Annotated in this window: 14 protein-coding genes; 1 reads left to right on the forward strand and 13 read right to left on the reverse strand. The window is 35.0% G+C overall.

Annotated elements, in window-relative coordinates; genetic code table 11:
• Positions 1–56: 56 nt before the first annotated feature.
• The 13 genes from A6J68_RS09610 to A6J68_RS09675 form a co-directional block, all read right to left on the reverse strand.
• Positions 57–560: a GNAT family N-acetyltransferase gene (locus tag A6J68_RS09610; protein ID WP_000586872.1), complete on the reverse strand. Its 504-nt coding sequence runs from the start codon at positions 558–560 to the stop codon at positions 57–59.
• A gap of 85 nt (positions 561–645) precedes the next feature.
• On the reverse strand, positions 646–1977 hold the full coding sequence (gene murC, locus A6J68_RS09615) for a UDP-N-acetylmuramate--L-alanine ligase (protein WP_000048107.1): 1332 nt from the start codon (positions 1975–1977) through the stop codon (positions 646–648).
• Positions 1978–1986: 9 nt separating this feature from the next.
• Entirely contained in the window at positions 1987–2604 is a 618-nt protein-coding gene (locus A6J68_RS09620; RefSeq protein WP_001079337.1) for a hypothetical protein, read from the reverse strand.
• 164 nt (positions 2605–2768) lie between these two features.
• Positions 2769–5867: a DEAD/DEAH box helicase gene (locus A6J68_RS09630; RefSeq protein WP_000089135.1), complete on the reverse strand. Its 3099-nt coding sequence runs from the start codon at positions 5865–5867 to the stop codon at positions 2769–2771.
• Positions 5868–6021: 154 nt separating this feature from the next.
• Positions 6022–7332, reverse strand: coding sequence for a ribosome biogenesis GTPase Der (der, locus tag A6J68_RS09635; RefSeq protein ID WP_000244022.1), 1311 nt, complete (start codon positions 7330–7332; stop codon positions 6022–6024).
• 47 nt (positions 7333–7379) lie between these two features.
• Positions 7380–8282, reverse strand: coding sequence for a primosomal protein DnaI (gene dnaI, locus A6J68_RS09640; protein ID WP_000843626.1), 903 nt, complete (start codon positions 8280–8282; stop codon positions 7380–7382).
• Positions 8279–9454: a DnaD domain protein gene (locus A6J68_RS09645; RefSeq protein WP_000074511.1), complete on the reverse strand. Its 1176-nt coding sequence runs from the start codon at positions 9452–9454 to the stop codon at positions 8279–8281. Before A6J68_RS09645 ends, dnaI begins: the two co-directional genes overlap by 4 nt.
• The gene (nrdR, locus tag A6J68_RS09650; protein ID WP_001203682.1) at positions 9454–9933 is read right to left on the reverse strand and encodes a transcriptional regulator NrdR; all 480 of its coding nucleotides are present in this window, start codon (positions 9931–9933) and stop codon (positions 9454–9456) included. The genes A6J68_RS09645 and nrdR overlap by 1 nt, the downstream gene beginning before the upstream one ends.
• A gap of 148 nt (positions 9934–10081) precedes the next feature.
• On the reverse strand, positions 10082–11587 hold the full coding sequence (locus tag A6J68_RS09655) for a HAMP domain-containing histidine kinase (protein ID WP_000791116.1): 1506 nt from the start codon (positions 11585–11587) through the stop codon (positions 10082–10084).
• Positions 11577–12266, reverse strand: coding sequence for a response regulator transcription factor (locus A6J68_RS09660; protein WP_000516681.1), 690 nt, complete (start codon positions 12264–12266; stop codon positions 11577–11579). Before A6J68_RS09660 ends, A6J68_RS09655 begins: the two co-directional genes overlap by 11 nt.
• 234 nt (positions 12267–12500) lie before the next feature.
• Positions 12501–13034, reverse strand: a complete 534-nt coding sequence (locus A6J68_RS09665; RefSeq protein WP_000927545.1) for a YceD family protein — start codon at positions 13032–13034, stop codon at positions 12501–12503.
• Between the two features lie 104 nt (positions 13035–13138).
• Positions 13139–14029, reverse strand: a complete 891-nt coding sequence (gene htpX, locus A6J68_RS09670; RefSeq protein WP_000966817.1) for a zinc metalloprotease HtpX — start codon at positions 14027–14029, stop codon at positions 13139–13141.
• A 20-nt stretch (positions 14030–14049) separates the two neighbouring features.
• Positions 14050–14604, reverse strand: coding sequence for a LemA family protein (locus tag A6J68_RS09675; RefSeq protein ID WP_000537055.1), 555 nt, complete (start codon positions 14602–14604; stop codon positions 14050–14052).
• Between the two features lie 127 nt (positions 14605–14731).
• Here A6J68_RS09675 and rsmG point away from each other — a divergent pair, with 127 nt between their 5' ends.
• On the forward strand, positions 14732–15445 hold the full coding sequence (gene rsmG / locus A6J68_RS09680; RefSeq protein WP_000188792.1) for a 16S rRNA (guanine(527)-N(7))-methyltransferase RsmG: 714 nt from the start codon (positions 14732–14734) through the stop codon (positions 15443–15445).
• Positions 15446–15452 lie beyond the last annotated feature (7 nt).

The following is a 15452-nucleotide window of genomic DNA, read 5'->3' on the forward strand; positions in this document are numbered from 1 at the left end:
AATTATATCTTAAATAGTCTATAAAATCAACAAAACTTTGACAATGTTATCTACTTTTAACAAATTGATCGTGTTGGATTATTCCAAATCATATTATACCAAAGCGAACCACCATGTTGGGAGTCAGATTCTCCCTCATCTTTAAATCCATTCATTTCATAGAAGGAAATTAAATCATCATGGCAAGTTAAACTTATACCATCTCGTTCTTGAGAAACAACCAGGTCTTTCATCGCTGCTAATAATGCTGTACCAATCCCCTGACCTTTAAAATCAGGATGTATTGATAGACTAGTAATTCCTATGAAACCACCTACCCTTACAGGGAATTCAGAAACTTTATGGAATAAATCGTCCGTTAAGTACCGACCTTTAATAACCGGTCCTTCAATGTAACCTGCTAAACGACCATTAATCTCTGCAACTAAAAAAGTATCAGTCATTATCGTTAAACGTTCTTGCATTGCTTTTTTACTCGCAGCCTCTGCTTCTGAAAAATTTATTTGTTCAATACTAATGACTTGCTGTAAATCCTCTAGGCAACCATTTCTAATAATCATACTCATCTCCTTAATTTCTTTATGAAATTCTCTTGATAAAGTCAGATAGAGGACTGAGAAACTTCTCTCAGCCCTTACCATCAACTTATTGTGTATTTTTAGTTAGGTTAGCTAATAATTCTTCAAAAGAGCGCTCATACAATTGAATGTCTCCAGCACCCATAAAGACATAGACAGCATTATCATGATTGAGTAAAGGCGAGACATTTTCGACTGTCACTAAATCTGAGTGTTTGACAATCTTAGCAGCTAAATCTTCTACCTTCACCTCACCATTATCTACTTCTCTAGCAGAACCATATATTTGAGCGAGATAAACGCTATCCGCTTGACTCAAGGCATGGGCAAATTCGTCTAAAAGAGCTATCGTACGAGTGAACGTATGCGGTTGGAAAATAGCTACAATTTCTTTTGACGGGTATTTTTGTCGAGCAGCATCTAATGTCGCAATAATCTCAGTAGGATGGTGAGCAAAGTCATCAATAATGACAGTATCGTCAATAATCTTCTCAGTAAAACGACGCTTTACCCCTGAAAATGTCTTCAAATGCTCAGCTACTAATGCCATATCAATTCCCATTATGTAAAGGTTAGCAATAACAGCAGTTGCATTTAAGATATTATGTTTACCGTATGCTGGTACATGAAACTGACCAATTTCTTCTTGGTTATAGAAAACCTTAAAGTCAGAACCATTAACAGTTCGAGTGATGTCTTTTGCTATAAAATCATTTGAATCTTCAAAACCATAATAATATATTGGTGCCTCAGAAGTGATTTCATGAAGTTTTGGATCTTCTCCATAAATGAATAAACCTTTTTGAACTTGCTTAGCATAGTCATTAAAGGCATTGAATACGTCCTCTAGGCCTGTAAAATAATCAGGATGGTCAAAATCAATATTGGTAATAATTGAGTATTCTGGATGGTACGGCATAAAATGACGTTCGTATTCATCAGCTTCAAACACAAAGTAATTAGCATTAGCAGAACCACGTCCTGTACCATCTCCAATTAGGAAAGAAGTGTCTGTAATATTTTTTAAAACATGAGCTAATAAACCTGTCGTTGAGGTTTTTCCATGTGCCCCAGCTACACCTAGACTAGTGAACTGACGCATAAAATCTCCGAGAAATTCATGATATCGTTTAAAATGATAGCCCTTTTCAATAACATAAGCCAACTCTTCATTGTTATCTGGACGAAAAGCATTTCCTGCAATAATCTCTAAATCCTCACTGATATTATTCGGTGAGAAAGGTAATATAGTTACACCTGCTTGCTCTAAACCACGTTGGGTAAAATAATATTTGTCAACGTCACTTCCTTGGACGTTATGTCCCATTTGATGAAGCATCAGTGCTAGGGCACTCATTCCGGATCCTTTAATACCAATAAAATGATAAGTTTTTGACATGGTCTCTCCTTAATTAATGTCTTTAAAACGTGTCAGATTTAATTCTTGAGCCTTGGCTCTTTCTTTATGAAACTGATTGTCTTGTTTATTGTAAACTTGACTGCGTTTCAAAAAATCAAAATTATTTTTCTTTGTTTTTGGGTTCGGTGTATTATCAGGTTCTTGAAATATGATTGGAATTTCTGCTAATATATAGCTTTCCTGCTGTAAACGATCAGAAAGATGACTTAGTTCAGTCACCTTTCGCTGAGTTTGTTTTTTCGGTACTGTTGCCTTCAATTGTTGCTGAAAAGCTTCCTTTGATGGCGCCTTAAATTCCTGTTTCGCATAGTAAGCTTGTCGTTTCTCCCGAACAGACCTCTTTGCCTCTTGTCGAGATTTGCTCAACTCTGTCGCTTTTTTTACAAAACTCTGCGGTGGTACAGGATCATTTTCAATTACCTTAGGATGTGATATTTCTTCATGTTCATAATTGCTTTTGACCATGCTTTGATATGTTTTTTCTTGATAAAAGCCTCGAATGTTGTTAATTAAATCTTCATTATCATAAAGATTCATCTTTACAAGCGGAGACATTACTGGTTCATCATCTGCTATCAACGGAAATCGTCTAGAGCCTCTATTCACATTATCACTTCCTTTCTACAACAGACCTATTATAAACTAATTTTTCTGTTTTTTCAAAGTTTTCAACTAAGTAAAGCTTATCAGATTGGTATTTTTCATTCATTTATATAAAAAAGAAAGCGAGAGACCACTTTCTTTTTTATATTATAGTCACATCATCATATTTATTTAGAAACTCCAAGTATCTCTCGAATATCATCTACGCTCATGCTAGCATGGGTTTCATTTCCATCCAGAACTGTTGTAACCAAATGTTTTTTAGTTTCTTGCATTTCTAGAATTTTTTCTTCGATTGTGCCTCTAGTAATCAAGCGATAAACCTCGACATTCTCTTTTTGCCCCAACCTATGTGCGCGACTAATCGCCTGCATTTCAACAGCTGGATTCCACCACAAGTCAATCAGAACAACGGTATCAGCTCCTGTAAGGTTGAGACCAACGCCACCAGCTTTTAAAGAAATCAAGAAAGCATCTTTTGATCCTGCATTAAATGCTCTGGTCATTTCATGACGTTCATTTGCTGGTGTAGAACCAGTAATTTTATAAGTTGTAAGCCCCATAGCTACCATCTCACGTTCTGCGATATCTAACATACCCCTGAACTGAGAAAAAATCAGAGCACGATGTCCATTTTCCTTAATTTGTGTTAAAAGTTGACGTAGGCTTTCTAACTTACCGCTTTCACCATCATAATCCATAAAAAGACGTGGAGTGTCACAAATTTGACGTAATCGTGTGATGCCAGATAAAATTTCAATTTTACGACGATTTAAGTCAGCGTCACTAGAATGTTGGATACTTTCTTGAATTTGGCGTAATTGCGCCAAATAGATAACTTTTTGACTGTCTGTCATTTCATTTGGATAGTTCATTTCAATCAAATCCGGTAATTCTGGGAGAACTTCTTCTTTTCGACGTCTCATCACAAATGGTTTGATATAACGAGCAACTTGTTTAGGGTTCAACTTCAAAAACTCTTTCTTACCAGGTAATAAACCAGGTAAAATGATCTGGAAAATGGACCAAATTTCTAACAGTTTATTCTCAATAGGTGTTCCCGATAATGCAAAACAGTTTTTGACCTCAAAAGATCTCAAGCTATGGGCTATTTTAGTTTGAGCATTTTTCATAACCTGTGCTTCATCCAAAATTAAATAATCATAATTTCCTTCAGAATAAGTCTCAAAATCCTGCCTAAATGATGAATAACTTGTAATGATTACTTGATGACGTTCAGCAATAATTTCATCTCTACGAATCTTAGAACCATAGGCAACTGCTACATCTACGTCTGGCGCAAATTTGTGGAATTCATCTTGCCAATTATAAATTAAACTTGATGGTGATAAAATAAGCACACGAGAATCTCTAGTTAGTTTTGTACTTAAAAATGAAATCGTTTGAAGTGTTTTTCCAAGCCCCATATCATCAGCTAAAATCCCTGCAAAGCCATAATGATCTAACATACTTAACCAACGGACACCTGTAAGCTGATAATCGCGCAAGGAAGCTGAAACAGATAGACCAGGTATTTTAAACTTTTCTGGGTGTCTCAAATCTTCAATCAATTGGTAAAAATGTTGTGAAAAGCTAACATTATCTTGATTTGCAAACAGTTCTGATAATTGAAATGCTGCAATATTATCTAATTCAATATGCCCATTCTTTGCTCGTCTAGCTCTCAACCCTTGCAAAGTTGCACTTACTTTCTTAGTTTCTTCATCAAAAATAACTAATTGCCCTGATTTATTCACAAAATAAGGATTATTGTCAAACAAAGCTACCAGAGCTTGATCAACATCGTTTTCCAGTAAATCAGAGAAATCAAAAGAAATATCTAGCAGGCTTCCCTTAGCTTCAATATCAATTTGCGGTCGTTCTATGAGACGATAACTTTCCAATTTTGCGGATAAGCTCACTGTTCCCATTTTTTTAAATTGTGGAAGCATATAGGTATAAAAATCGTATAATTCTTGTGCACTGTATGCTGGATGGCTGGTTGAAAAGTGGGGTGCAAAGCCATATTTTTCTAAGAGTTTAAATACTTTTTCTTCATGTTTGAAGTGACTAGCAAATGTTAACTGTTCTAGTTCTTGACGATTATGAACAGTTAAATCATTACCATAATCAAATACCATTTGCAATAAAATTTCATTTTGACTATTAATATCGAACTCAAAATTTACCTTAAAATCATGAATAGAGAAGCTCCGTGGAGCATCCACTAGTCCAATCTCCTTAAAATCCAGTAAATGAGCTGCTAACTTATCTTGATCATCTAAATCAAAATGGATATGTTTTGCTAAATCTCCCTCAATGGGAAGACTACGAATAGCCGTTACCATCTTTTCTTGCTTCAAATTAAGATGGTAGAAAGTATCGCGATAAAACAAATAAGAATTCGCAAATAGTGGTTTTAAGTCTTTCTCTTTGATTTCTAATTCAATTGATTGCCTATGGACAATAACCTTAAATTGATAAAGATGATCCTCACCTTCTAATTCCTTAAAGTAGAGGTGATTAAATTGATGAAAATCACTTTCAAATGAAAAATTTTCTAAAGCATTCATCAAAGTAACACCCTCTTCAAAAAAACCACGAGTGAGACTAAGGTGACGACCTTGATTTGGTAAAATAAACTCTAGATCAATTTTGCTTGAATGACTTGGAATGAGCCTCCATAAAAATTCTATCAATTCTTGACTGGTCTCATCAAACTGTATCAAAGACAAAGTTTCAAAGTATTGTTTTCCAATCTGATAATAAGCTTCTTTTCGAACAGTATTTAAAAAGGCTTTGATGTCACGAATAACATAACTTCTATCATCAGGCAGTCGTCTAATTTTTAAAGTCCACCAGATATCATTAGCATAAGGATTTTGTTCTCCTTGAGCCGATAATTGATATTTTATAGTATCATCTTCATTAATAATTAGACTATCTAAAAAAACACTACCAAAAGAGGTTTTCTTCTTAGTTTCTTGTTGACTTTCTTGTTGAACTTGAACTTTAGATAAGATTGCTTTACCTTCTGGATCGTTTTTCAAGAAATGCTCCAGAGCAGCTAAATGTTGACAATAGCCTTTTCTTGCAAAAAAATCACAAGAACATTTTGTTTCTTCTGTTACTAATGAATATTCAATCTGACAATCCCCAACTTTAGCTTTTAATAGATTACCTTCTTGAGAAATCAAGGACACCAAACCTTGTTCGTAGAGTTCTATACCTTGATTTCGAATACGTCCTGGAATCATTCTACTCATTATGCTACCACCTTCATCTTATCCCTTAATTATAACAAAATTCAAGTCCAATTTCTTGTAAAAATACTAAATTGATTGTTTTTTGATACAGTAACAAATAAAAAAGGCTAAAACAACTGTCCTAACCTTCTATTTCAATTTCAACAATAAGATGTTATTTACGTTTACGTGCTATTAGATTAATTGGTGTTCCTTCAAAAACAAATGCTTCACGGATTTGATTTTCTAAGAAACGAAGATATGAAAAGTGCATCAATTCTTCTTCGTTAACAAAAACAACGAAAGTTGGTGGTTTAACAGCAACTTGAGTTGCGTAGAAAATCTTAAGTCGTTTTCCTTTATCAGTTGGTGTTGGATTAATAGCAATAGCATCCATAATCACATCATTTAATACAGCAGACGGAATACGTTTGTTTTGACTTTCGCTAATACGTTTAATCATATCTGGTAACTTGTGCAAACGTTGCTTTGTCTCTGCAGAAACAAAGATAATTGGCGCATAAGACAAGAATTGGAAGTTATCACGTATATCAGCTTCCCACTGACTGACAGTATGATTGTCTTTTTCGATAGTATCCCATTTATTAACTACAATAATAATACCTTTACCAGTTTCATGTGCAAACCCTGCAATACGCTTGTCATACTCACGAATACCTTCCTCTGCATTAATCACCATAAGAACAACATCTGAGCGGTCGATGGCGCGCATAGAACGCATAACAGAATATTTCTCTGTGTTTTCATATACCTTACCAGATTTACGCATACCAGCAGTATCAATCATAGTATACTCTTGCCCCTGGCTATCAACGAAATTAGTATCAATAGCATCGCGCGTAGTACCAGCAACTGGGCTAGCAATAACACGGTCTTCCCCAAGGATGGCATTAATTAAACTAGATTTCCCAACATTTGGACGTCCAATCAAACTAAAACGAATAATATCTGGATTTTCATTTTCCTCTTCTACCGGAAGATTTTCCACAATAGCATCCAATATATCACCAGTACCAATACCATGAACTGATGACAAGGGATAAGGATCCCCTAAACCAAGAGAGTAGAAATCGTAAATATCATTGCGCATCTCAGGATTATCTACCTTATTAACAGCTAAAATAACCGGTTTATTGGTCTTATAAAGAATACGTGAGACATACTCATCTGCATCAGTCACACCTTCTTTACCCGACACAACAAACACAATAACATCAGCCTCTGTCATAGCAATGTCTGCTTGGTGCTTAATTTGCTCCATAAACGGTGCATCAACATCATCAATCCCACCAGTATCAATTAATGAAAACTTACGATTTAGCCACTCACCCGTTGTATAGATACGATCACGAGTGACTCCTTCAACGTCCTCAACAATGGAAATACGTTCTCCTGCAATTCTGTTAAATAATGTTGATTTTCCAACATTCGGACGACCAACAATAGCAACTGTAGGTAATACCATAATTCTCCTCTCACTATTGGGAATACTCCCAATTCCATTCTATTTTATTAACGGCGATTCGGTCCTTCTAAGTGGAATTCTATCGCTAAATACCGTACGCGCTCCATAACTCGTTTTGCTTGCCAAGTTTCGTCGCTTCCTTTTATATTAGCCCATTTTCTTTCCAAATCGTTAAAACTATAATTTGACGTAAAGAAAGTGGGCAACTCTTCTAGCATACGATGTTGTAATATAACTTGTAAAATCTCGTCACGAACCCAGGACGTTGCCTGTTCAGCCCCAATATCATCTAAAATCAAAATCGGAACACTTTTCACAGCATCAATTTCATCTTTTACAGTTCCGCTTGAAATAGCATTTTTGACATCAATAGCAAAACTAGGGAAATGAAGAAGAGTCGTTGACACACCCTTTCTCTCTGATAATTCCCTCGCCATTGCTGCCATTAAATAGGATTTCCCAACCCCCATATCTCCATATAAATAAAGCCCCTTGTGATTATATGAAGGATAAGTCTCTACAAAATCAAGCAGTTGTGACATAGCTTTCATTCGACTCTCGTTATTAATATCAAAGTCAGTCATTCTGATATTCCGATAGGACTTGGGTAGATTAACTAAATTAATACGATCACTGATAGCTTGTTTTTTTTGTGCTTCAATTAACTCTCGTGTTTCTAAATAAGAAACATCTGCATAACCTTCATTCATAACCAAAATAGGCTCATAGCCTTTAGCAATATATTGACTATCCTTATTTTTAAATTTCTGACGCTCAATCAAAAATTGATTAAATTTAGACATGCTGATATTTATTTCACGCTGAGAAAGTTGGTGGGTTTTAATGAACTCCGCTACCTGAGCATCTGCTAAAATCATTTGAATAAGCTCATCATTTGTATTACGAGGCACTCTCCCTTGATTTTCTAATGCTTGTCCCACTGATTTCATGATTCACCATCCTTTCCTAATCGTTCTAAACGCTTGAGGGCATCTGTTTTAAACTGTTCTAATTCAATTTCTTTTTCTGGGCTAACCTCATCTTTATAATCAGGATTACTCCATTCAGGAACATTCGATTGTTTCTTCTTCGTTTCTGTTTTAGTCCTTACTTTTTGATCTGAAAAATCACGAATTTTAAGCACAGCATCTTCGGCCGTCATAACATTCTGAAAGGCAAAATCATTAGCAACTTTCATGATATAGGCCTTATTTAAGTTAGCAGATTTTGTCTTATTCAAGGTATATAAAACCATAACATTAATGACTTCGTCTAGGAAATTCATTTTTGCCAAATCCTCAAGTAAAGTCTTCTCACCACTTGTTGTCACTGCCTTACGGCTTCTCTTGATTTTTTCAAGGAACACTAGAGCACTATCATTTTTAGATTCCCTTAGTATGACCTTTTCATTATTTGTAAAACTCTGATTATCTTTAATATGCTGCCCCTCATTTTGTTGAAGTTTCATTCGCTGAGGCGCAATCATTCCATTGATAGCTGTTTGTTTTGCTAATTGATAGGTATCATACCAATTTAAATGATAAAGTTCTGATACACTATAAATACCTAAGACATCATCTTTTTCATTGTTAAAACGTAAGCCATCTCGCATCATCAAACGTTTGAAACTTTCCAAGTCAAAAACATTTTTACTCCGGTTTACCTCTTGTTTTGGTTGTCCTAAATCCGAGAAAACATCTGTAAATTTTTTAGAGATATCTCTAGCATTTTTAGGTATTTTCATATCTAATTCTGCCACTGCTACCTCTCCTATACGTTTTTCTAACAAACGACGATAGATGGGATTAGATAAAAATAACTCATTTGACATAGCTTGATTCAACTTAACAAGGTAAGTACCTGTGGCTTGGTAAACAGTCAACAAATCCAAAGCTGTTAACATTACCAATGCATCTTGAAATCTTGGCATCCCGTATTGCAGATGATTGAGAACCTCTGAAAATTTATGACGTCGTATTCCGTCATCAAAAAAATGAACAAAATAATCATAGAGTGCCATGGCATCACTTCCCATAATTGGGAAATACAATTGTATTAAACTATTACTATCATAAACAATCTTATTTTGCTTAATATATGTAAACTCATCTATTGGACTCATCACACGCTACCACTCTTTTTACTCCGTACGCGCTTTGTAATTTGTTGAAGTAGTTCTTCAATTTCATCTACATCTTTAAAAGATTTATAAACACTAGCAAAGCGCACATAAGTAATCTCATCTAATTCGGCGAGTTCATCCATCACTAAATTTCCGATAGTGATACTAGAAACCTCATCTTCATACTCACTCCTAATTTTACGTTCGATACGTAAGATACAATTTTCAATATCTTCGCTCGAAACAGGGCGTTTTTGAGCACTCTGAATAATACCATTCAAAATTTTATCTCGAGAAAATTGCTCGCGAGTACCATCTTTCTTTATGACTAAAAGAGGCAATTCTTCCAAACGTTCAAATGTTGTAAAGCGGTTGCCACATTTTTCGCACTCTCTCCGGCGTCTGATAGTCGTACCTTCTTCAGCTTGTCGGCTATCAACCACACTAGATTTATTATAGCCACATTTTGGACAACGCATGTCAACACCCCTATTCTATCATATCATTTAATCATCTTATTTTAACACAAATTCAGTAATAACAAAAGAAGCGCCTCTCTTATCACCTCATCATATCAAAACACAAAATAATCCTTATGCCTTTTATCATTAAGCATAAGGATTTTTCTTATATTTCTTTAGTTTCTTCAAATTTTTTTATAGGAATGCGAACAATGAATTCAGTCCCTTGATTTAGTTCACTTTTAATATCCACCTTTAAATGGTAAGCATCCATAATTTGTTTAAACACTGAAAGCCCGATACCTAAACCAGCTTGTGTACTTTCTCTGTTACGTGATTTATCAGTTCGATAAAAACGATCAAAGATAAACTCAATATCTTCATCTGAGATACCTTCTCCTTTATCTTTTACAACTACTGTCGCAAAATCATTGTCTACTGATAAAACAACACTGACTTCTTTATAACTAGGAGAGTACTTGATAGCGTTATCAATTAAGATCATGAGAGCTTGCTCAAAATGTATCTTATATATCTTTCCCCAAACGATATCTGAAATATTATTTTCAAAAATAAATTGAAAATCTTCTCTCAAAATACGGAAATTTTCAATAACAACTGATATAGAGCTTGATAAATCTGTCACTTCATCTTGATGAAGTTCCAAGCTTCCTTGGACGCGAATCATATTTAACATGTCATTAATCATTAAGGACATACGATCTGCCTCATGGTATGCCGCTGCTAAACTTTCTTCAAGAATTTCTGGATCATCTTTCCCCCAACGTTGTAATAAACCAATATGACCCTTTACAACAGCGACAGGCGTTCTTAATTCATGACTAACATCACTAATGAATTGTGATTGTCGACGAGTATAGTCTTCCAACTGATCCAACATCCCATCAAAAATCCTAGACAATTCTCCAATTTCGTCTTCTGAACGGACCTTACTTCTAATTTCTAAATTACTAGGATTTTCAGATATCTGATGCATTAAGTCGTGTAAATTTTTAACCGGACGAACAATACGCTTAGTAGCACTATTAATAACGACCAAGGCTAAAACAGTCCCTAAAACTTCCATCATAATCAAGAAAACAATGATGTTTTGCCTCATACTATAATAACGACCTAAATTATAGAAAATTTGAACGTATCCAAGCAACTGTCCTGTTTTTTGAGAGTAGATTGCTTTTGTACCAACAAAACCTTCCATATCTGCAACTTTAGAGATGATAACTTTTCCCATGGATTTACCAATAGTTGGCATACCCGTTCTCAGTGTAGAAAAAACTGGTTTCCTGTTGACATCGTATAGGGTCATTTCTTGATTAACATAAAGAATACTATCGATTGACTCGCCCGTTCTAACAATTCCATTTTGACGCTTATGAGGATAGATGTCATCCGCAAAAACCTGGTTGTACAGGATCTCTAAAATATCATCGGATGTCAAACTAGAGTTCGCTTGCGACAAACGAACTCTAGTTTTTTCTAATGACCTACCGACATTAATTTTTTCCCTGTGAAGGACGTATCTTGTTGCCGAAGTATAAACTAAAACAGAAAATACTGTAAATAGGCTAAAAAATAAGATAAAAACTAATTGCGATAATTTTTTTGACAGAGGTTGTTTTACCCCTATAAACTGATCTTTTTTATTTTTCACGAATCACATAGCCCATTCCGCGAACAGTTTGAATATATGATTCACGGCCTGGGATATCAATTTTACCTCTTAGGTAACGGATATAAACATCAACAACGTTTGTCTCTGCTGCCACATCGTATTTCCAAACATGTTCTAGCAACTCTTCTCGTGTCATAACACGATTCATATTTGTCATCAAGACATTCAACAAATCAAATTCACGTTTTGTTAGTGAAATTTCCTCATCACCACGCATCGCTGAACGATTATGAGTATTTAATGACAAATCACGGAAACTACCACTATCACCTTTTTCTTTTGTCTTCGTTTCAATTTCTTGGCGTCGGAAAATCGCTCTAACACGTGCTAATAATTCTTCGATTGCAAACGGCTTAACAATATAATCATCTGCTCCACGATCAAGACCAGCTACAATATCCATAACAGAATCACGTGCTGTCATCATCATGATATAGGTTGTTTTTTCAGCCTGCAGGCGACGTGTGATTTCGAAACCATCCATCTCTGGAAGCATTAAATCCAGTAGAATCAAATCAAAATCTTTTTCTAATGCTGTGTCCAATCCTTCACGACCGTTTGTTTCAACAACAACATCATATCCTTCATGTAGTAGTTCTAACGAGACGAAGCGAGCTAAATTTTTCTCATCTTCGATTATTAAGATCTTTTTACCCATCTACACCAACCTTCTTATTCTTTACTTAACACTATCAATTATTTTTTAGAATATCTAGATAAAAAACAAGATAGCCCACATTTTACTAACGTTTCTTTAAATAAATAAATCGCCATCCCAAACAATTGTTCGATAGCGAGACTTAATTTTTATTATTGAGTAGTGTCCTCTGTCACTTTTCAATTCTACTAAAAAAAAATTAAAATATCAACTGATGTTATTAATAATTTTTATCTAATCACTATCAAACATACCTTCTAAGGCTGCGAAAGGATTAGATTTTTCTTTTTCTTTAGCTTGTTTTTCTTCATACTGCTTTTCAGTCATTAACGACCAATTTTTACCTGATAAATCCGCTTCTACCCCAACCTCATCAGCTGCCAGAACACGAAGAGGTATATTTAACAAGATATTATCGATAACGCTTTCTTCTAAATTAATATCATCTTCCTCTAATATTAAGACCAACTCCTGATCAACGAGCTCTTTTTTAGTGCTAACATTTTCAGCTTCAATAAAAACTTCATTAATAGTTTGCTTTTCAGATAAAACAACTGGTTTCATAGAACGACTAGACGGTAATGTAATATCGTAAGCCATATTATAGTCAAGTAGATAGAGACCATCTTCATACACCACATGACCTGAAACTTGAATATCAGAAATATCCATTATCTCTGAATGACGCTCCATAAGCGACTCTTTGATATCTATTTTTTTATCAAAATAAAGCCCCTCTGGTGATTTTTTGATTTCTGTAAGTAACACGTGCCATCTCCCTTTATAGTATATGTCATATTATATCAAGTTTTACAGGCTTTGTCTTAAAAAAACAAAACGCAAGGCATAGCTACCCTACGTTTTGTTAACGACTACATATGACGCAAACGCTCAATACGATCTGCAATTGGTGGATGCGTATAAAATAAAGACTTTAACCCTTCTTTTTTCGTTGGGTCATTGATATAGAGAGCCGCACTAGCATCATCTACTGGATGCCCCATAGGTTCAGAACGATCAAGTTTTTCTAAAGCAGAGATCATTCCTTGTGGATTTCTTGTTAACTCAACAGAACTAGCGTCTGCTAAGTATTCGCGCTGTCTTGAAATAGCTAATTGAACTAAACTAGCGGCTAATGGTGCAAGGATTAGTGATAAAATAGAGAAAATCAAAACCAAGATGTTTCCACCATCTTCTCTGTCATCATCACGCCTACGACCTCCGCCGTAAAATAACATACGGCTACCAATGCTTGATATTAGAGTTACAGCACTCGCTAAAGCTACTGCAATGGTTGAAATACGGATATCATAATTACGAATATGACTAACCTCATGTCCAATAACACCCTCTAGCTCTTCGCGGTTCATAACAGCTAATAGGCCTGTCGTTGCTGCAACAGCAGCATTTTCTGGCTTAGAGCCTGTGGCAAAGGCATTTAGGGAGTCATCTTCAACAATGAAAACGCGTGGCATAGGTATCTGAGCTATCATTGCCATATCTTCAACAATATGAAAATAATTTGGCGCCTCATCTTCTGTAACTTCACGCGCATTGTTCATTGACATAACAACATTAGTTGATTGAAAAATCATACTTACTGCATAGATAACCCCAATAATTAGAGCTAGAACAAGCCCAAATTGGTAGCTGCCTAATACCAAATAACCTACAGCTGCTCCAATAGCTGCTAAAAGACAGAAGAAGACAATTAACAAGACAACTGTTTTTCTCTTATTACTTGCAATTTGTTGATACAGCAAAAGCCTCTCTCCCTTCTCAATTAAAAGTCAAAGGAAACTTTTGGCACTTCTTTTTCTTCTTCAGGAGTTTCTAAGAATTGGCTTGGTTTGAACCCAAATAGTTTTCCAACAATATTACTTGGGAAAGTTTCTAATTTCACATTATAATTGGATGTTGTTGTGTTATATAACTGACGTGAATAAGAAATTTTATTTTCCGTATTAGTTAGTTCTTCTTGAAGTTTAACAAAGCTATTGTTGGCTTTTAAATCTGGGTAATTTTCAGCAACCGCTAAAATACTTGAAAGCTGTCTTGTTAGCTCATTACTTGCTGTCATTGCTTCAGCAGGTGTGTTAGCTTTAGCAACTTGAGCACGCAGTTCTGCAATCTTCTCAAGTGTTTTCCCTTCGTACGCAGCATAGCCTTTAACAGTTTCGATTAGGTTTGGAATTAAATCGTTACGACGTTTCAATTGAACGTCTATTTGACTCCATGATTCTTTAGTATGCATGCGACTTCTAACTAAACTGTTATAAGCAACAATCAACCAAATAACAAACAAAGCAATAATTGCTATTAAAATCATAGTTCCCATAGTAGTAGCTCCTTTACATTTTTTCCATTATAGCAATTTTCTTTAGATTAGGAAAGTCCTGTTATTCCCATTATTAGTATTTGTGATAAAATAGAGTCATTATACGATATAGAAATTGAGGTTTACTATGACACCCCAAGCATTTTATCAAGTTCTGATAGAGCATGGTATTACACTTACTGACAAACAGAAAAAACAATTTGAAACTTATTTTAGACTTCTTGTTGAATGGAATGAGAAAATTAACCTAACAGCTATTACAGATAAGGAAGAGGTTTACTTAAAGCACTTCTATGATTCTATTGCGCCGATTTTACAAGGTTATATTGACAATAGTCCTCTTAGCATTTTAGATATTGGTGCTGGTGCAGGTTTTCCTAGTATTCCTATGAAAATCCTTTATCCTGAAATTGATATTACTATTATTGATTCACTGAATAAACGCATTAATTTTCTAAACATATTAGCTAATGAACTTGAACTTTCAGGAGTTCACTTCTTCCATGGGCGCGCTGAGGACTTTGGTCAAGATAAAGTATTTCGAGCTAAATTTGATATCGTAACAGCTCGTGCAGTAGCTAGAATGCAGGTTCTAGCAGAATTGACAATACCTTTTCTTAAAGTTAATGGTCGCTTGATTGCACTGAAAGCTGCAGCTGCTGAAGAGGAATTAATTTCTGCAGAAAAAGCTTTGAAAACACTATTTTCACAAGTAACTGTAAATAAAAATTATAAGTTACCTAATGGTGATGACCGAAATATCACAATCGTTAGCAAGAAAAAAGAAACGCCTAATAAATACCCTCGTAAAGCTGGTACTCCAAACAAGAAGCCTTTGTAAAGTTGGG

This window comes from Streptococcus sp. 'group B', assembly GCF_002073795.1.
In the GTDB taxonomy this organism is placed as follows: Bacteria; Bacillota; Bacilli; order Lactobacillales; family Streptococcaceae; genus Streptococcus; species Streptococcus agalactiae.

What these genes read in the sequence shown, in the direction of transcription:
- A6J68_RS09610 (WP_000586872.1), bottom strand. Translation starts at nt 560, where the DNA reads ATGATTATTAGAAATGGTTGCCTAGAGGATTTACAGCAAGTCATTAGT.
- murC (WP_000048107.1), bottom strand. Translation starts at nt 1,977, where the DNA reads ATGTCAAAAACTTATCATTTTATTGGTATTAAAGGATCCGGAATGAGT.
- A6J68_RS09630 (WP_000089135.1), bottom strand. Translation starts at nt 5,867, where the DNA reads ATGAGTAGAATGATTCCAGGACGTATTCGAAATCAAGGTATAGAACTC.
- der (WP_000244022.1), bottom strand. Translation starts at nt 7,332, where the DNA reads ATGGTATTACCTACAGTTGCTATTGTTGGTCGTCCGAATGTTGGAAAA.
- dnaI (WP_000843626.1), bottom strand. Translation starts at nt 8,282, where the DNA reads ATGAAATCAGTGGGACAAGCATTAGAAAATCAAGGGAGAGTGCCTCGT.
- A6J68_RS09645 (WP_000074511.1), bottom strand. Translation starts at nt 9,454, where the DNA reads ATGAGTCCAATAGATGAGTTTACATATATTAAGCAAAATAAGATTGTT.
- nrdR (WP_001203682.1), bottom strand. Translation starts at nt 9,933, where the DNA reads ATGCGTTGTCCAAAATGTGGCTATAATAAATCTAGTGTGGTTGATAGC.
- A6J68_RS09660 (WP_000516681.1), bottom strand. Translation starts at nt 12,266, where the DNA reads ATGGGTAAAAAGATCTTAATAATCGAAGATGAGAAAAATTTAGCTCGC.
- A6J68_RS09675 (WP_000537055.1), bottom strand. Translation starts at nt 14,604, where the DNA reads ATGGGAACTATGATTTTAATAGCAATTATTGCTTTGTTTGTTATTTGG.
- rsmG (WP_000188792.1), top strand. Translation starts at nt 14,732, where the DNA reads ATGACACCCCAAGCATTTTATCAAGTTCTGATAGAGCATGGTATTACA.